The sequence below is a fragment of the Natrononativus sp. DTA114 genome (assembly GCF_059736515.1).
Genome location: NZ_JCASSN010000004.1, coordinates 244,335 through 262,397, shown reverse-complemented (window position 1 = coordinate 262,397; position 18,063 = coordinate 244,335). Strand labels below are relative to the sequence as shown.

11 protein-coding genes are annotated in these 18,063 nt (G+C 61.4%); 4 read left to right on the top strand and 7 right to left on the bottom strand.

What is annotated here, in order from left to right; all coding sequences use genetic code 11:
• Positions 1-187: 187 nt before the first annotated feature.
• On the top strand, positions 188-3,013 hold the full coding sequence (locus tag AC6I6S_RS17020; RefSeq protein WP_497951804.1) for a hypothetical protein: 2,826 nt from the start codon (positions 188-190) through the stop codon (positions 3,011-3,013).
• 254 nt (positions 3,014-3,267) lie between these two features.
• On the opposite strand, the gene AC6I6S_RS17015 is transcribed toward AC6I6S_RS17020, so the two are convergent.
• Complete coding sequence (locus AC6I6S_RS17015) at positions 3,268-4,257, bottom strand: hypothetical protein (protein WP_497951802.1); 990 nt, start codon at positions 4,255-4,257, stop codon at positions 3,268-3,270.
• A gap of 285 nt (positions 4,258-4,542) precedes the next feature.
• Here AC6I6S_RS17015 and AC6I6S_RS17010 point away from each other — a divergent pair, with 285 nt between their 5' ends.
• Positions 4,543-7,308 carry a M14 family zinc carboxypeptidase gene (locus AC6I6S_RS17010; RefSeq protein ID WP_497951801.1) on the top strand — a complete coding sequence of 922 codons (2,766 nt, stop codon included), beginning with the start codon at positions 4,543-4,545 and terminating at the stop codon, positions 7,306-7,308.
• Positions 7,309-8,028: 720 nt separating this feature from the next.
• On the opposite strand, the gene AC6I6S_RS17005 is transcribed toward AC6I6S_RS17010, so the two are convergent.
• The 6 genes from AC6I6S_RS17005 to AC6I6S_RS16980 all read right to left on the bottom strand — a co-directional run bounded on the left by AC6I6S_RS17005 (position 8,029) and on the right by AC6I6S_RS16980 (position 15,757).
• On the bottom strand, positions 8,029-8,694 hold the full coding sequence (locus AC6I6S_RS17005; RefSeq protein ID WP_497951800.1) for a DUF1028 domain-containing protein: 666 nt from the start codon (positions 8,692-8,694) through the stop codon (positions 8,029-8,031).
• The gene (locus AC6I6S_RS17000) at positions 8,691-10,838 is read right to left on the bottom strand and encodes an ABC transporter ATP-binding protein (protein ID WP_497951798.1); all 2,148 of its coding nucleotides are present in this window, start codon (positions 10,836-10,838) and stop codon (positions 8,691-8,693) included. Before AC6I6S_RS17000 ends, AC6I6S_RS17005 begins: the two co-directional genes overlap by 4 nt.
• The gene (locus AC6I6S_RS16995) at positions 10,835-11,716 is read right to left on the bottom strand and encodes an ABC transporter permease (RefSeq protein ID WP_497951797.1); all 882 of its coding nucleotides are present in this window, start codon (positions 11,714-11,716) and stop codon (positions 10,835-10,837) included. Before AC6I6S_RS16995 ends, AC6I6S_RS17000 begins: the two co-directional genes overlap by 4 nt.
• Positions 11,716-12,675, bottom strand: coding sequence for an ABC transporter permease (locus AC6I6S_RS16990; protein WP_497951796.1), 960 nt, complete (start codon positions 12,673-12,675; stop codon positions 11,716-11,718). Before AC6I6S_RS16990 ends, AC6I6S_RS16995 begins: the two co-directional genes overlap by 1 nt.
• 59 nt (positions 12,676-12,734) lie before the next feature.
• Positions 12,735-14,369, bottom strand: coding sequence for an ABC transporter substrate-binding protein (locus AC6I6S_RS16985; RefSeq protein ID WP_497951794.1), 1,635 nt, complete (start codon positions 14,367-14,369; stop codon positions 12,735-12,737).
• Positions 14,370-14,506: 137 nt separating this feature from the next.
• A complete protein-coding gene (locus tag AC6I6S_RS16980) occupies positions 14,507-15,757 on the bottom strand; it encodes a M20 family metallo-hydrolase (RefSeq protein WP_497951793.1) in 1,251 nt (416 codons plus the stop codon).
• A 329-nt stretch (positions 15,758-16,086) separates the two neighbouring features.
• Between AC6I6S_RS16980 and AC6I6S_RS16975 the strand changes: the two genes are divergently transcribed.
• Both AC6I6S_RS16975 and AC6I6S_RS16970 read left to right on the top strand, forming a co-directional pair.
• Entirely contained in the window at positions 16,087-16,887 is an 801-nt protein-coding gene (locus tag AC6I6S_RS16975; RefSeq protein WP_497951792.1) for an IclR family transcriptional regulator, read from the top strand.
• Between the two features lie 612 nt (positions 16,888-17,499).
• A complete protein-coding gene (locus AC6I6S_RS16970) occupies positions 17,500-18,024 on the top strand; it encodes an Lrp/AsnC family transcriptional regulator (protein WP_497951790.1) in 525 nt (174 codons plus the stop codon).
• The last annotated feature ends 39 nt before the right edge of the window (positions 18,025-18,063 follow it).

The window sequence follows — 18,063 nt, the reverse complement described above, 5'->3', positions numbered from 1 at the left end:
ATCGAGACGTCCAACTCCCAACCGTCTGTTCGGAAAGTGAACCTGTCCGGTTCAGAGTGCTCTGTGACAGTAGTTGATACAGCCGTGAGCACTCACGTGTTCACACTCATCCGAATCATCATTTCACACGTCATTACACATTTCTTGAGAAAGTATTTACAATTGCTATTACCAATAGAGATAATGTATGGTCGAGAATGTGAAAGACAGCGATAGGAAAGTGGAACAGAACGAAAATTGGGAATCTGATAAATTAGCACGACGCGATTATTTGAGGGCCAGTGGGGCCAGCATTGGTGCGTCTCTACTAGGTCTTTCATACGGGACGAAATCAACGAGCGCGTCCGCAACTAGCGAGTCCAACGAGGACATTAATCTCTCGCCGGAGGTCCCAGACCGGGCGTACGACATCTGGCAATCCAAGCCAAACTTTCGCGAGGACGACGACTGGGAACTCTGGGACGCCAGCGACTACGATAACCGCTCCGGCGACCTCATGGAACTGGTGAATGAGGCCTCGGCGAACGGGGCGCTGGTTGACGTCGGCGATGGCACCTACGAGGTCGAGTCAAGTGCCGATATGAGCGGTACGATCGGCATTGTCGGCGATGGCGCGCGGATCCACTACGTTGGTCGCGGCGAGGGGATTTCCCACGGCGTCCTCTTTTCGGGTCAGCCAAGCACGTTCGTGCTCGAGGGGGTTACCTTCGATATTACAGAGGACCCGTCAACGGGATCGACCGATATCGGTCTCGTGTACACCACTGCGGGCGATGAATTGTGGATCAAAGATGTCACGCTCGAGGGCTCTCGCCACCGGATGCAAGACCTCGGCAGCGGATACGAGTCCCAAGGTGGCTGGACCACGTTCTTAGTGCAGGTGTCCGACGGCGGTGAAGCACTCGTCGAAAACGTCAACATGCCCGACGGTGGCACCGACGTCGACGGCGAACCGGGCGTCGATCATACTGATCATGCCTACGCGCTGCACGCAGACCCCAACCACGAGGGGTATAACGTCTTCAAAGACTGTTATATCGCAAACTGGGCCGGGAACGGCTACTATACCCAGAACTCGTCGGGCAGAACCATCCTCTGGAACTGTGAGGCAGTCAATTGTGCACGTGGCAACTTCCGTCCTTCGGAGCACGACAGAATTATCGGCGGTCGCGCGGAGGTGAACAACGACTACTACCACGAATACCAAAACGGGACACCGTTCGTCGGCGACGTCGTCTGGGATTGTGAGATCCACGGACTCGAGGTCGTCGCCGAAGGTAACAACTGGGGGAATAATGCTCTCGAGTTGCGTAATGAGACGGAAGATATCCTGTTCGAGCAGTGTTCGTTCCACATCAAGAGTGGTAACAACGCCCCGCTCCGGATTGATGCGCCCGGCGACGCCCCTCAGATCACGTTCAACGACTGTTTCGTGCTCGACGAGGCCTCAGCATCGAACACCTTCTATGTCGGAACGTGGGGCGGGGGCGGAAACAACGGCGAGCTCTATCTCGAAGGTGAAAACTACGTCGAGGGTGGTGGTAATGAGTTCAACGTCGGATCGGGGAATACCATCTATCACGACGGACAGAGCTACGAAGACGAAATCCTGGATGCGAGTGATCTCGGACTTGGCTCACTAACCGAAGATGACTTGCCGAATTTCTATTTCGATCATGAAGACGGAGACGACGACGACGATGACGATGACGGCGGCAGTGATGGCCCGATCGATCTTGGGACCGACAACAACGCGGATTCGACGACCAACGAGAATGGAATCCACATCGAGGTCGAGGAGGAAATCCCCGGCATCCAGTTGACGATCTCGCAAAACAGCGCCGGGTTCACCACCTGCCGACTCCGCGACCCAAGCAGCTTGGACGTCGTCGCTGAACAGGACGTCTCTTACCTGCAGGCAGGAGATACTTTCGAGATCGGCCCCGCCGATGGACTCGAGGCCGGTACATACCTGGTCACGCTAAACGCCGATGGGAGCGAATGGACGCGTGGCCGGTTCGAGAGCCCGTCTTACCCCTACTCGAACGACGACCTCACTGTCATCGAAGGGATCTACACAAGCGGTGGCAGTACGACCCAGAACGTTCGCTACTCCTTCACTGAAATCGCAGTCGGTGATGGGACGGGAACCGGCAGTGGAATCGATCTCGGGATAGACAACAACGCGAATTCGACGACCAACGAAAACGGAATTCACATCGAGGCCGAGCAGGAACTCCCCGGCATTCGGTTGACGATCTCACAGAACAGTGTCGGGTTCACCACTTGCCGGGTTCGTGATGCTTCCAGCGGGAATGTCGTCGTCGAAAAGGACGTCTCCAACTTGCAGGCCGGCGACACCTTCGAAATCGGTCCCGCCGGTGGACTCGAGGCCGACACCTATCTAGTCACGCTGGATGCCGACGGGAGCGAATGGACGCGTGGTCGGTTCGAGGATCCATCCTACCCCTACTCGAACGACGATCTCACCGTCATCGAAGGGATCTACTCGAGCGGCGGTAGCACGACTAAGAACGTTCGTTACTCCTTCACTTCGATCGCAGCAGCGGATGGGCCGGAAACGGGTGACGGTGTCGACCTCGGTACCGACAACAACGCAAATTCCTCGTCGAACGAGAACGGAATCCACATCGAGGCCGAGCAGGAACTCTCCGGCATTCGGTTGACAATCTCACGAAACAGTGCCGGGTTCACCACCTGCCGGGTTCGTGATGCTTCCAGCGGGGATGTCGTCGTCGAAAAGGACGTCTCCGACCTACAAGCAGGGAGTACGTTCGATATGAGTCCCGACAATGGGCTCGAAGCCGACACCTACCTGGTCACGCTAAACGCCGATGGGAGCGAATGGACGCGTGGCCGGTTCGAGGATCCATCCTATCCCTACTCGAACGATGACCTCACCGTCATCGAGGGAATATTCTCGAGTGGCGGCAGCACGACCCAGAACGTTCGCTACTCCTTTACCGAAATCGCAGGATTCCATGACGCCTGATCAGCTAATCTGACTTGGGGTGACCTACGTTTCCTCCAGGTTTATTATAACTAGTGGTATATATCTATAATACTCTCAAGAGTATCTTGAAACTCCGCGTCTGATCTCCCGATTTTCGGCATATCCCTGCAGCAGGTAGTTCGTGGTTTCTGTACTGGGATAAACCCTGATATCCAACCGAATCGTCGGGTAGTTGACCGAATCGACAATCTGAACCGGTTCAGTGGAACATCCAGGCATGAAACGGTCGAACGTCAGAATCCGCGCTGTCCGCGTGCCGGCCCCTCCCGTGGCTGGTCTACGGTGGCGTCCGTCTCTCCGCCTGCCTCGGCTTTCTGTGTGAGCTCTCTGAACTTCGCCGAGCGACTCGCGATCCGGTCGACGGCCTCGCTGTCGGGGGTGTCCCCCTGGGCCTCGAGGAGGAACGTAGTGATCACGACGGTCTTCACCCAGGGCTTGAAGAAGCCGGTGTAGACGGTGAGCAACAGGCCGGCAACGACTACCCAGCTAACGACCTCGAGCGTACTCGAGAGGCCGCCGATAACGCTCGCCAGCGGCGTCAACGCCAACAGCAGGACGAACGTCGCTGCGTACAGTCCGAGCACGATTAGCAACGTGGAGCCGAGCACGGGTTTCCAGTTCTTTCCGTAGAGCACGACACCGTCTCTGGCCGCTCGCCAGGTGTTCTCCTCGTCGGTCGTAAACATGTAGGCGATGATCGCCTCGTCGATGTAGGAGGCGGCGATGGCGACCGCACGACCGACCAATCGGATGAGGTTGCGGAGTCCGGAGGAGAACGAAAACAGGTTCGAAAACGAGACAACTCGTCCGTTGAACTGCCTAATAACCGCCTTCACCAGCTGATCGACGGCGAACAGGGCGCTCGCTTCCGTGAACTGTGCTCGCACCTTTGATTTCCCGAATCGAATCTGGTTCGAGGGAACCTCGCCGGTGTCGACGATGTGTGCGATGACGGCGATGTGCCCGGCCGTCACTAGGTACAGGATGTATCTGCTGATGAGACGCCAGGCACCGATGAAGATCAGGATCGCGAGGAGCAACCCGATCGCTCCGATTCCTCCGGAGATCGTCCCTGCGTCGAGAAGCATGTATCCGAATCCGATGACGATTCCGAAGTACAGAATCGAAACCAGCCCGAGCAGGAGGCCGATCGCCATCCGAAGCAGGACGAACGGCATCGTCCGCACGAAAATCCCCGTGGCCTTTCCGAAGTGAAGTACCATGTGAGGAGCACACACTGTCAAGCGTCAAAGCCTATCACGAACGTCTGAGTAACCATGAAGGTTACCAGAACGTAACTCCACGTCTCTCGTTCCGTTTCGTAAGGGCCGTCGAGTGTCCACCGGTGTGGTTCTTCAGGCATACTGTCCGTCGAAAACCGTATTCGAAAGTTCGAGTACTATTGGTAATATCTCTTGCGGTAATGCTCACTGGTTGAGAGAGACAGTCACGACCATGTGACTGTAGTGTTCTGCTGAACGTGTGGTTGATTACCACACCAAGTCACCATGAGCAACGAATCCCATCACAACCGAGCACCACCACGAGCCACTCCAGATCGTTACACCTACGAGGAGGCCGTGGACCTAACGGAAAGCGAGTTCGAGGAGAGTACCATCGGCCGCCGAACGTTCTTGAGTGTCGCGGCCGCCACGGGGGCTGCACTCACCCTTCCAGGGACTGTTACCGCAGCGGTCAGCGACGATCGAGTCACCGATATCGCGGCGTTCGCCGTCAACGCCACACCCGAGTCGTACGCAGCGACGCTCGTCATCCAGTTCGCAGACGGGGACGCAGCGGCGGCGTTCTACGACGAGTTCGGCGAGCCCGACTGGGACATCGACAAGAACCTTCGTGCGGAGAAGGCGGTTATCCGAAAGGAACCGAAGCCGGCGGCCCACGCGTATCTCACGGCCGACGAACTCGAGTACGCGCTCGCGGAGTTCGACGGCATCGAGTTCGTCGACTTCTCGCCAGGCTCGAACCCGTTCTGGAAGCTCGACGATCCGTACGCCGACGGCGTGTTCCCGACCGTCGAAAACGCCCGCGACTGGATCTCTCACGAGGAGGCCGGACAGGCGCTCGAGCACCTCGAGGCCGAACACCCCGACATGGTCCGGGTCCACCGTATCGGCCAGGGGCCGGGCTGGGAGAACGTCTTCACCGGGGAGGATCCCGACCCCAGGGACATCTACGTCGCGGAGTTGACGAACGACGTTCGGGACGACGAGTCGTTCGCCGAGAAGGAGAAGGCGGTGTTCATCGTCGGCATCCACGGCAATGAGCGCGCAGGCGTCGAAGCCGGTAGTCGTATCCTCGAGCAAGCAGCCGGAGGCGAGGCGGCCGATTTCAACCACCTCCTCGACGACATCGTCATCATCTACGTCTACATCAATCCGGACGGCTGGACCATCCGGAAGCCCCAGTACTACAGCCCGAACCAGCTCTCACACTACCGCGGGAACGCCTCGCTGGTCGACACGAACCGACAGTACCCGACGATCGGCTGGGCGAACCCGTCGTTCTGGCCCGCCGATCCCGATACCGCCCCCGAGGTGCGCCCCGGCTACGACGTAGGGTATGCGGACATCGTTCCGGATGCGCTGGCGACCGTCGGCCACCTCCGAGAGTACGACAACGTGGAGTACCTCTGTGACTACCACATGATGGGGTGGGCGAGCCAGATGGTGTTGAACCTCGAGTCCAACGCGGCCTACGATCACGACGGCACGCACAACTTAGACGAGGTGAACCGGCGGATCGGTGCCGGGATGGAAGCTCACTGGGGCAGTCCCGAGGCCATCGCCGACGACACCATCCGGGCCGGCCAGGACACGAGCTGGCGGTCGAACTACGTCCCCGAGACGCTGTTCGATTACGGCTCGATCTACGATTCCCTGGGGTACAACATCACCGGCGGACTGCTCGGTTGGGCCGGCCAGCCCGAGGAGTTCGGCGGCCTCGGCGCCGTGACGGTCGCGCCCGAACTGGGGATGCGCGACGCAACGAACTGGCGGCCGTACATCGAGCGCCACCTGGAGACAGCCTACCGAATCTCGATGCGCGAGTATGCCGAACTGACCGCCGCCGACACCGACGCGACGGTAGCCACCGGCGACCAAGACACGGCCTACGTGACCACTGACGCGCTGACGCGCTCGTCGGCGGACCTCTCTCACACCGACGAGGGGCCCGGGGGAGGACGTGCGACCGAGGTACAGCGCCGCCACGAAACCGTCCAGCCCGGTCCAAGGGGACGCGCCGGGACGGCCGCGACCGGGCGAACCCACTCACTGGCAGCCCAGGTCGACACCGACGGACTCGAGTCCGGCGTCGTCACCCTAGTCAACCCCAGCGGCCAGGTCGTCCGAACGATCGACCTCGCCGAGAGTGACGAGACGAGCTTCTACGTTCCCGGTCCTGAGACGGGTGAGTGGTCGATCGAGTTCGACGGCGAGGGCGACCTCGAAGCCGAGTTCGTCACCATCGAGAGCGACGAGGAACACCCCGACCCCGAGGAAGCCTTCGGCTACGCCCAGCGGGAGTACGTCGTCAATCCGATGCAGTTCTTCGCCGACCTCGAACCTTACCTCGAGGACGGTGCGATGGACGGACTGCGAGTCCACGACGTCCGCGTCGGCCGCCTCCTGCGAGGCCGCTCCGGCAAGCGTCACTACGACAAGCTGGTGATCTCCCACGACGTCGGGCGCCACGACGAGCGTTACATCGCGGCGATCGAGGACTTCGTCGAGGCCGGGGGCGATCTCGTGCTCACCGACACGGGACTCTACCTGTTAGCCGAACTCAACGTCGGTCAGGCTGCAGCCATCACCGCCGACGACATCAAGACCGTCGAGGTCGGTATCGCGAACCTGCTCGATCGAAACTTCGAGCACTACCTGCTCGATGGCATCAGAGAACTCCAGTTCGAGATTTGGAAGAGCCCACAGGTGGGCTACGTACCGAACACGAACGACCAGCCGGCGACGGTCATCGACGACGACGTCTTCGAAGACGAGGCAGCGATCGCCGGGCAGATGAGCGGCACGGGCGGAGAGGGGGTCGCAGCTGGCTCGCTTTCGGCCGGAGATTCGGAGATCAACGTTATTGGATCGGTCCTCCCGCCAGCGAACCAGCGCGAACTCCATCCGTTCGGAATGGCTGATTACGCGGTGTCGTTCATGGGTCACACCATGCTCTGTAACGCTCTCGGCTTCCAGCAGCGCCGGTTCGTCGGCGGCGAACTCGTCGGGACCTGGGGCGAGGTTCGATAAGTCCAGAACACGAGTGTTTCTGATCCAGATCGGGTATAGGCGGCTCACCCGGTCCGGATTTGCCATCGCCTTGGAACTCGCACTCGTGGTTCCGTCGGGGCGGGCGATACGACCCGTTACGGAGAATCCATCGATTGGTTCTGAACGACGAATCACGGTCGGTGTGGGTCCAGATTCCGTGCCGCGCTCGTAACGTGTCCAAACCATCAGTGAAGGAATATGTTTTTGATTGCCGTGTGTTGTGATGACAAAAATCCACAATACTATTCACTCGGTAGAACTACGGATTCTATAGTAGCACAGACAATCAGTGCACACTCGCTAACGATCTACCGGCCCGGGCAGGCAAGATTCCACCAGCCCGCACCGTTCCACTGCAAGCAGTTGTAAATCGAATCAGTCGTCACCATAGATCGCACGAACTCGCCCAGGAGGATCCAATAATAGTCGATGAAAATGTTATGAATGTGCTCACTTCCCTTTTCGCTCGTACCCTTGAATCATCACTCGTCGATAATCATCACACAGTACAGGTAGGTTCGTTTACTAAATTCAGGATAGAATGTAGATGATGAGATCGTAGTTGTATTGCTATTTATCTTCAATACTCTCACAAGAGTCAGTTACCAATGTTTTTACTACAGGCCGTAGGTAAAGCGGGAAGTTCGATGTATTCGACCACAGTGAGAGAATACTGGCCCCTGAAAACGCTCAGTTCAGCTAGGACCGTGGCGGGTACCGCTGGAGATCCGCCCGCGGATAGCGCTCTGCCCACTCCGTGCCGACCGACGTGGCGAGGTCGTGCACACGAGTCAGTTCCGCAACGGCGTCGTCGTGTTCGTCTACCCTGAGATCGTGTGCGAGGTGTGGTTCCTCGGGGTCGAACACCGCGAGAGCACTGCTCTGTGCGTGGTCACCGCGTTTGTCTCCCCCGGCGTCTGAACCGGCCCGCAGCGCTGCCAGCAACCGATCATCGAGCGGTTCTCCATCGGTCGACTCGAACGCCGTCGCCATCGCATCGAGGACGTCAGCGCCCGTCAGCATGTTTCCGGCGACGGTATACTCCGCACCGATCCGGTCATCCGCTACGGGAACGCACTCGTCGCCGGTCACCGCGGCGGTACCGCCTCGAGCGTCGACCCCGTGAATCTGACGAACCGACGCGTGCGGGTCCGCCTCGAGGCGCTCTTCGATCGCTTCGCGGATCGGCTCGCCGGTCTCGAGCGCCCGAATCGTCCGCACTCCGAGGGGCGTGCTGGTCATCGCCTGCGTGCAGACCGCACCCGTCCGAGAAACGAACGGCGCGGTCGAACCCACTGCGATCGCCTTCGTGGCGACCGCGACGCCGTGACGCCCGTCGACTGACGCACAGATCGAGAACGTCACGGCCCCTCGTGCTCCGATGCGGCAGGCGGGCGGTCGTGGACGGGCTGGCTCATCTCCTCGAGCGAGAGGTGACAGGCGATCCGGTGGATGCCGTCTTCGTCGACCGGCTCGGGGAGCGGGTCGTCGGCCTCGCACTCGGCTCCGATCTTCTTCGGACAGCGGGTGTGGAACGAACACCCCTGTGGCGGGTCCAGCGGGCTGGGTACGGTCCCCTCGAGCAGGATTCGCTCGGTGTCACGGGTCGGGTCGGCGTGGGGGACCGCCGACAGCAGGCTCTCGGTGTAGGGGTGGTACGGCGGCTCGAAGACGTCCGCGACCGTTCCGAACTCGGCGATCTTCCCGAGGTACATCACCGCCACGCGGTCACAGAGGTGCTGGACGACGCTAATGTTGTGCGAGATGAACAGGTACGCGAGGCCGAACTCATCCTGGATGTCGTCGAGCAGGTTGAGGATCTGGGCCTGCACACTCACGTCGAGTGCGCTGACGGGTTCGTCACAGACGATGAGGTCGGGTTCCACCGCCAGCGCGTTCGCGATGGCGACCCGTTGTTGCTGGCCGCCGGAGAACTGGTGGGGGTACTTGTCGATGTCGCTCGCCTGGAGGCCAACGCGCTCGAGCAGTTCCTTGATGCGCTCGCGTTTTTCGTTCCCCGTCGCGATGTCGTGTTTCTCCATCCCGCGGCCGATGATCTGTCCGACGGTTTTCCGCGGGTTGAGCGAGCTCTTGGGATCCTGGAAGATGATCTGCATCTCCTGGCGAAGGCTGCGGATCTCCTTTTTGCCGAGGTCGTGCAGCGGGTGGCCGTCGAAGTACACCTCTCCCGCGGTCGGCTCGAGCAGTTGCATCACGGTTCTCGCCACCGTCGACTTGCCACAGCCGCTCTCGCCGACGAGCCCGACGGTCTCCCCGCGATTGATCGTGAAGCTCACGCCGTCGACCGCCTTGACGTACTTGCGCTCGAGGGTCAGTCCGCCGCCGTCGGTCCGGGCCAGCGAGAGGTTTCCGAACAGGCCGTCACCGGCCGCGAAGTGCTTTTTGAGGTTGCGGACCTCGAGCAACGGTTCAGTGTGTTCCTCGCGCCGGCGCCGTTCGACGCCCTCCTCGATAGCTGGCTCCGAGAGGTCGAGTTCGTCGGTCCGGATACAGGCCGCGTGTGCCCCCGGTGGTGCGCCGGCGACCGGCTCGAGCGCCGGGTCGCCGCCGGTACGACAGGCCTCGACGGCGTGGGGACACCGCGGCGCGAAGTTACACCCCGTAGGAAGGTTCTGCAGGTCCGGCATCGAGCCGCCGAGCGCGTACAGCCGGTTTCTGTCCGCGTCGACCTCCGGAATGGCGTCGATGAGCGTGCGGGTGTAAGGGTGTCGCGGGCGGTCGAAGATGTCGACCACGCGCCCGGTCTCGACGAGGTTGCCGGCGTACATGACCCCGACGCGGTCGCAGGTCTGGGCGACGACGCCCAGGTTGTGCGTGATCATCAGGATCGAGACCCCGCGTTTCTCGCGAAGGTCGTTCAACAGCTCGAGGATCTTCGCCTGGGTCGTCACGTCGAGGGCGGTTGTCGGCTCGTCGGCGATGATGAGGTCCGGCTCGCAGGCGAGGCCGATGGCGATCAACACCCGCTGGCGCATTCCGCCGGAGAACTCGTGTGGATACTCGTCGATACGGGACGCCGGATCCGGAATCTCGACTTCTTCCATCGCCTCGATCGCGATCTCGCGCGCCTCGGCCTCGCCGACGTCCTGGTGAAGCTGGATCGTCTCGATGATCTGCTGGCCGACCGTGAGGACGGGGTTGAGCGACGTCATCGGGTCCTGCGGGATGAGCGTGATCTTGTTCCCGCGGACGGCTCGCATCTCTGCGTCCGAGAACGCCAGAAGGTCGTCGCCGTCGAACGTGATCGACCCGGAGACGATCTCGCCGGGGTAGCGGATGAGCCGCATGATCGACTTCGCGGTGACGCTCTTTCCGGCACCCGATTCGCCGACGATCCCCATCACCTCCCCGCGGTCGAGGCTGAACGACACGTCGTCGACCGCGGTGACGATGCCGTCTTCGGTTCGGAACTGCGTGCGGAGGTTCTCGACGGCGAGCAGCGGCTCGCCGGCGGTGCGGTCGGCGTCTGGCGTGTGTCTCTGAGTCATTCGATGATCTCCCCCTTCGGATCGAGGACGTCACGGAGGCCGTCGCCGAGCAGGTTGAACCCGATCACGGCAACGGCGATGGCGGCGGCCGGGAAGAACACCAGCCACGGCGCATCACCCATGAACGCCCAGCCCTGATTGATCATCAGGCCCCACGACGGGGTCGGCGGCTGGACGCCGAGCCCGAGGAACGAGAGGCTCGCCTCGAGCAGCATGGTGAACGCGATGTTGATCGACGCCTGGACGAGCAGCGGGCCGACGCAGTTGGGTAACACTTCCCGGAAGATGATGTACGAGTCGCTCTCCCCGCGGGCGACGGCCGCTTCGACGAACGATTCGTTGCGAACGGACAGTGCAGCACTGCGCGCGACCCTCGCAATGAACGGCGTGTACACCAGCGCTAACGCGAGGATCACGTTGTTCAAACTCGGCTCGAGGACGGCGACGATGGTCAGCGCCAGCAGGATCGGCGGGAACGACATCATCGCGTCCATTCCGCGCATGAGTCCCTCGTCGATCAGTCCCTGATAGTAGCCGGCGACGACGCCGATCGTCGTCCCCATGATCATCGCTGCGCCGATCGAGAGGAATCCGACGTACAGCGAGATGCGCGTGCCCATCAGGACCCGACTGAAGATGTCGCGGCCGAGATCGTCGGTCCCCATCGGATGCTCGAGCGACGGTGCGAGTTCGCGATCCTGAACGTTGGTCGCCTCGGGGTTGTGCGGAACGACAACGGGCGCGACCAGCGCCGTCAGCACCAGCCCCAGAACGATGAGCAGGCCGATCATCGCCTTCTGGTTGCGCCGGAACTGCCTGACGAAGCGGCCGTAGTGGGCTTTCTTTTCGTCGGTCAGCTGGAAGCGTTCGGTCGACATTACTCGGACCCTCCGTAGCGAATCCGCGGATCGACGTAGGCGTAGAACGCATCCGCCAGGAAGTTCGACACCATGTAGATCAGTGCGATCACGATGATACACCCCTGCAGGAGGGGGATGTCACGGTTCTCGATCGCCGTCAGCGTCAGTCGACCGATCCCCGGCCAGGAGAACACTTCCTCTAAGACGACGACGCCTCCGAAGGCGTAGCTGAACTGGAACGCGATCACCGTGATCACGGGAATAGCGGCGTTTTTCAGCGCGTGGCGAAGGACCACCGCGCGTTCGCTCAGCCCCTTCGAACGGGCGAACTCGACGTAGTCTTCGCTCAGTTCGTCGATCATGCTCGAGCGCGTCATACGCATGATGTAGGCGGTGAGCGCGACACCCATCGCACTGGCCGGCAACACGAGGTGGTGAGCGGCGGCGACGGGGTTGTCCATCGGCGAGACGTAGCCCCGCGTGGGGAACCCGCCCAGGGTGAGCGCGAACACGTAGATGAACACCAGCCCCCACAGGAAGATGGGCAGCGAGAGGCCGATGAACGCGAGCATCGACGCGGTGAGGTCGGTTGGCGTGTTCTTTCTGACGGCCGCGATGACGCCCAGCGGGATCGACAGACTCACCGAGATGACCGTCGCCGAGAGCGCGAGCAGCAGCGACCGCGGCAAGCGGGTCGCGATCTGGTCGGCGACGGGCGTCCCGTAGCGAAGGGAGGTGCCCATGTCCCCCTGGAGCATCCCGACGATCCACTCGATGTACTGGACGTACAGCGGTTGGTTGAGACCGAGTTGCGCCTCGAGTTGGGCGATCGATTGCTCGTTCGCGTTCGGTCCGAGGATCAATAGGGCGACGTTCCCCGGAAGGATGTTGGTCAGCCCGAACGTGATCAGCGTCACGAGAAACAGCGTGACGGCCATGAACCCGAGACGCTTGAGGAGGTAGCTAGCAAACGCCATCTATTGGGGATGCGGTGTGCGTATCAGTGGGGTGTGCGAGGCGTGCGATTCCATCGATGTCACTCCATCCAGGTGTCTTCGAACCGGAACGTGGAGCCGTCGGGGGACATGATCTCGCCCTTGTAGTTCGGCGTCCGCGCCATCAGGGTCGGCATCCAGTACAGCAGGATGTGCCCCGACCGGCGTTCGTGTAGGATCTCGGCGGCCTCGTGGTACAGCGGCGCCCGTTCGTCCATGTCGTAGGACTGACGCGCCTCGTCGACGAGGTCGTTGTACTCCTCGTCCTCCCAGCCGGTGAAGAAGAACGCCCCGTCGGTGTGGAACGGCCGGTGGAAGCCGGCGTCGGGGAACCACAGTGCGAGGTAGGAGCTGGTCGTCGCATCGAAGTTGCGCTCCTCGTAAACGTCACTAAGCCAGTTGCTCCAGGTGATGAGCTGGATGTCGAGGTTGATCCCGACCTCCGCGGCCTGGGACTCGATGATCTGGGCGGCGGTCACCTGGTCGTTGTACTGCTCGGGGATCTGGAACGAGACGTCGAACCCGTCGGGGTAGCCCGCCTCCTCGAGGTGTTCCCGGGCGAGGTCGTAATCCTGTGACCGCGGCTCGAGGTCGGGATGCTCCCACTCACTGTCGGGGGCCGCGGGACTCGCCGCGACCTGGCCTTGACCATACAGCGCTGCCTCCATGACCTCCTGCTTGTCGATGGCGTAATCGAGCGCAAGTCGGGCGTCGATGTCGTCGAATGGCTCTTCGGCACAGTTCAACCCGAGGTAGACCAGCGACTGTGGGAACCGCTGGATGAAGTCGATGTCCGGATCGTCCTCGAGATCGTCGGCGTGACGCGGCGGCACGCCGTTGATGAAATCGACCTCGCCGGCGTTGAACGTGTTGAGACGGTTGTCGTCGTCCGATATCTCGAGTTTGGTGATCATGTCGAGATACGGCAGTTCGTCGTCCCAGTAGTCGTCGAACTTCGTCATCACGAACTCGGAGTCGATCTCCATGCTGTCGAACTCGAACGGTCCGGTGCCGACCGGCTCGGTGATCGAGTCCTCCTCAGCTTGCTCGGCGGTGACGATGTGCATGTGCGAGGTCGCCATCCGCGAGAGCATCGGTGCGAACGGTTCGCTGAGTTCCATGACGAACGTGTGGTCGTCCGGCGCGTCCATCGAATCGACCAGCGCCATGTAATCCGCCGCCAGCCCCTCTCGCTCCTCGATCCGGCTGAACGAGGCGTGAACGTCGTCGGCGGTCAGTTCAGTGCCGTCGTGAAACTGGACCCCCTCCCGAATGTCGAACGTCAGTTCGAGGTTGTCCTCGGAGCTCTCCCAGGATTCGGCGAGCAGCGGCTCGAGTTCGTACTCCCAGTTCACCCTGACGAGTCCCTGCGTGACGTTCTCGAGAACGCGGGCACTGGCTGCGGCGCTCTCGAAGTGCGGGTCCAGGCTCTGGACGGGCACGCTGCCGCCCCAGAGCAGTTCCCCGCCCTCGGACGGATCGCCGTCGTCCGCCCCCGCATCGGTCTCCCCCTCGCCTCCGTTTTCGTCGTCGGTTATCACATCGGCGTCGCCCTCGTCCCCGAGACACCCGGCGAACGCGATCGGCACCCCGGCCGCGGCTGCCTTCATGAACAGGCGACGGCTGGGCCCGCTCGTGAAATCGGCAGTCTCTCGGCTACTGTTATGGGTTGGCATACCTACCTACTGATCACATATTTATCGGATATAAATCTATGCATTGGTGTACCAGAACGTGGCTCGCTCGAGAAATAATTCGATAATGGGTCGACTGGGACGACTCGTCCCTGAGGCCATGAGACCACCGGCCGACATCAGGTCGCGGCGAGTCGAGCGAGTGCCTCGGCGAGAACGGTCGTCGCGCGGGCGCAGTCGGTCCAGTCGGTCCACTCGCGCGGATTGTGTGAAAGCCCGTCTCGAGACGGCGCGAACAACAACCCCGCGTCGGTGACCCGTGCGACGTTCATCGTGTCGTGGGCCGCACCGGAATGCAACGTCACGGTTTCGACGCCAGTCGCGTCACCTGCCTCGACGAGCGCCTCCCGACACCGCTCGGCCATCGGCTCCGGGGCGATGTCGTACGGCCTGGAAACGGTTGTATGCACGTCTCGCTCGGCTTCGACACGGGCAGCGCTCTCTTCGAGCGCCGAGACGAGCGTTTCGATCGATTCCGCGTGGACGTCCCGGATGTCGACACCGAGGCGGGTCTTCCCAGGAATGACGTTCGTCGCGTTCGGAGACACCGTCGCCTTGCCCACCGTGCCGACGGCCGAGGCGGACTCGGTCGAGACGAGCCGGTTCGCCGCCGTCTCGATATCGAGGACGATCTCGCTTGCAGCGGCGAGCGCGTCGATTCGGCCGGCCATCGGCGTCGAGCCCGCGTGGTCGGCCTCGCCCTCGACATCGAGATAGCAGTGGGTGATCCCCGTAATCGAGGTGACGACCCCTGCAGGCGCGTCTGCCCGCTCGAGGACCGTCCCCTGCTCGACGTGCACTTCGAGCCAGGCGTCCCACGCTGACGCGTCGAGACGACCCTCCCCGTGGAATCCGATGTCGTCGAGCCCCTCGCGGAGCGTCGTCCCGGTTTCGTCCGCGAGTTCGAGTGCGTCATCGACGGCGGTCCGTCCCGTCGCGACCGACGACCCGAGCAGCCCATTGCCAAAGCGCTGCCCCTCCTCTTCAGTGAAACACACGACCTCGATGGGGCGTTTCAGTTGGCGGTCGGCCGCCTGGATCGTCCGCACCGCCTCGAGACCGGCGTACACGCCGAGGGGGCCGTCGAAGATCCCACCCTCGGGGACCGAGTCGAGGTGACTTCCCGTCGCGACCGGCGCCGCCGATGGATCGGCTCCCGGCGGAACCCAGCGACCGACCACGTTCCCGACCGCGTCGATCCGGACTGTGAACCCCGCCTCCTCGAGTCGAACAACCAAGTACTCCCGTGCTCGACGGTTGGCGTCCGTTCCCGTCAGTACCGTCCTGGCGTGCCCGTCGGCGGCTGGCCGCGCGCCGAACTGGGCGGTAGCTTCGAGGTCCGCTCGAAGCCTCCTCTCAGAGACCCTCATGCTCAGTGCTCCGTTGCGAAGTGTGGTGGGTTAAGTGTTTGCGTTCCACATACCGTTCCAACGCCGACAGGTATCGAGGACCGGTTGGACCGCGGCGCGGTCCGCAGTCCACCCGAGACGGCAAGAACTGGGGGCGCCTCTCGAGTAACACGCCCATCTACGAGATTGGTTCGCGAAATGCGAACGGGCGACCGTACCCACCCGTCTTGGATCCGGCTGAACGGCGATATCCCCTGCTCACCGGCCGTTACCGCGGGATCGAGGGGACGAACGCCTTCGTGTGTTTGTCAAATGCGAACGGCTATGTCGTATGAGATCTATGAACACGCATGCACTCCGATCGACACCCATCCGCGCGGACCCTCGAGACGGTCGCCCGGGCCTGTGACGTCATCGAAGCGCTCGACACACTCGATGGCGTCGGCGTCACCGAACTGGCGACCCACCTGGATATCTCCAAGAGCTCCGCTCACTCCTATCTCGCCACGCTTCGCCAGAAACGCCTGGTCGTCAAACACGGCGACACCTACCACCTCAGTCTCGAGTTTCTATACCTGGGTAAGTCGGTTCGACACCGCCACGTCCTGTTCGAACACGGGCGGACGGCGATCGACCGCCTCGCTCGGGAGAGCGGCGAGTACGCACACCTGATGTGCGAACAACACGGCCTCGAACGGAACATCTACAAAGTGCCGGGCGAGAAGGCCGTCGGGGACGAGTACCACACGACCAAGGAGCGAAAGCCGGATTACCTTCACTTCACGGCGACCGGAAAGTCCGTGCTGGCACACTTGCCGGCAGACCGCGTCGACGAGATCGTCGACGCCTACGGACTCGTCCGGAAAACCGAGAAGACGATCACCGATCGAGAAACGCTGCTCGAGGAATTACAGCGTGTCCGTGAGCAGGGATACGCGGTCAACAACGAAGAGGAGATCACGGGAATCCGGGCCGTCGGCGCGCCGATCCGCAGCGAAAACGGCGACGTTCTGGGCGCGGTAAGCGTTTCCGGGCCGACGAGTCGGCTCAACGGCGGCTACTACACCGACGAACTCCCTCACATGGTCATGGAAAGCGCGAACGTAACAGAGGCCAGTATCAACATGTCAAACGCGAGCCTGACGCTGTGATACCGGATCGATAGCCGACCCCATTACAGAATTATATTTGTAACGGTGTGCTGTCGGGTCGCACCGTACGCCGCGTTGTGGAACCACGGCGTTCGCATTTCGAGAACGGAGTGCGTCACAGCCATCGGAGCGAGTATGCCGCGCTCGAAGAACACATTGTATTGTGATAAGACCACAATATAGACTTCGGCTTATAATCTTCGGAAGGAAAATACTGCCGGACAGGCCTCACGCCGGGCTCGATCGCCAAAAAACGTTGTTCAACGACTGGGACGGGTGAATACCACGGTCATTATGAAATTAGCTGCGCTCGACGACGGAAACTGATGAACGTGGATCGAATAGGAGGGACGATTACTGAACGAGGCCCAATTAGAGAGTCTTATCTGGATATGTAGCCAATATGCGCACAGAATGGGCAAATCAGCGTCACAGGATTGATCCGGTTGAGTTCGCCGAGTAGCTGCTATGTACCGTTCCCCGGGAACAAACAATATAGTTATTTTCATACAATACAATCCCCAATAGGAGAGTCGGCAGTGACAGGCTACGGAGTGACTGTTGCTTCGAAGTGACCAGAGATATGGTAGGCCCGTTCGAACAGCCACGTAGATGAACGCTGACATCGATGAGCGAGACATCGAGATCCTGCGCGCAATCGCCACCGAACAGACGCCGAGCACCGAGACGATCCACGAGGCGACCGGAATTCCAAAGTCGACGGTGCACTACCGGCTCAACTCCCTCAAGGAGGACGGCGTCATCGCGAACGATCTGTTCGAACTGGATCTCGAGCAGGTCGGCCTCGGGATTACGATCATCTCGGAGGTCTGGGCCGAGTTCGATGAGGGCTATCACGACAGCGTCGGGCAGAAGCTGAGCAACATAGAGGGAGTCAACCAGGTGTACTTCACGATGGGCGATACGGATTTCGTCGTCATCGCACGGCTTACCTCTCGAGACGCCGTCGTCGGTCTCGTCGAGGCGTACGAAGCGATCGACGAGATCCAGCGCACGAGCTCGAAGTTCGTCATCACGGCGATCAAAGATCAGACGCCGGTTGGCATTCTCGGCGACTACCAGACGGAAACGCTGCTCGGCGCCCATGAAATCGAGTCGGACGCCTCGTCGGAGTGAGCGAGACCCGTCGCCAACGGGCCGCCGGACGGCCGACAG

Excerpts from the sequence above, each read along its gene's own strand:
- AC6I6S_RS17020 (WP_497951804.1), top strand. The coding sequence starts at position 188 with ATGGTCGAGAATGTGAAAGACAGCGATAGGAAAGTGGAACAGAACGAA.
- AC6I6S_RS17015 (WP_497951802.1), bottom strand. The coding sequence starts at position 4,257 with ATGGTACTTCACTTCGGAAAGGCCACGGGGATTTTCGTGCGGACGATG.
- AC6I6S_RS17010 (WP_497951801.1), top strand. The coding sequence starts at position 4,543 with ATGAGCAACGAATCCCATCACAACCGAGCACCACCACGAGCCACTCCA.
- AC6I6S_RS17000 (WP_497951798.1), bottom strand. The coding sequence starts at position 10,838 with ATGACTCAGAGACACACGCCAGACGCCGACCGCACCGCCGGCGAGCCG.
- AC6I6S_RS16995 (WP_497951797.1), bottom strand. The coding sequence starts at position 11,716 with ATGTCGACCGAACGCTTCCAGCTGACCGACGAAAAGAAAGCCCACTAC.
- AC6I6S_RS16990 (WP_497951796.1), bottom strand. The coding sequence starts at position 12,675 with ATGGCGTTTGCTAGCTACCTCCTCAAGCGTCTCGGGTTCATGGCCGTC.
- AC6I6S_RS16985 (WP_497951794.1), bottom strand. The coding sequence starts at position 14,369 with ATGCCAACCCATAACAGTAGCCGAGAGACTGCCGATTTCACGAGCGGG.
- AC6I6S_RS16980 (WP_497951793.1), bottom strand. The coding sequence starts at position 15,757 with ATGAGGGTCTCTGAGAGGAGGCTTCGAGCGGACCTCGAAGCTACCGCC.
- AC6I6S_RS16975 (WP_497951792.1), top strand. The coding sequence starts at position 16,087 with ATGCACTCCGATCGACACCCATCCGCGCGGACCCTCGAGACGGTCGCC.
- AC6I6S_RS16970 (WP_497951790.1), top strand. The coding sequence starts at position 17,500 with ATGAACGCTGACATCGATGAGCGAGACATCGAGATCCTGCGCGCAATC.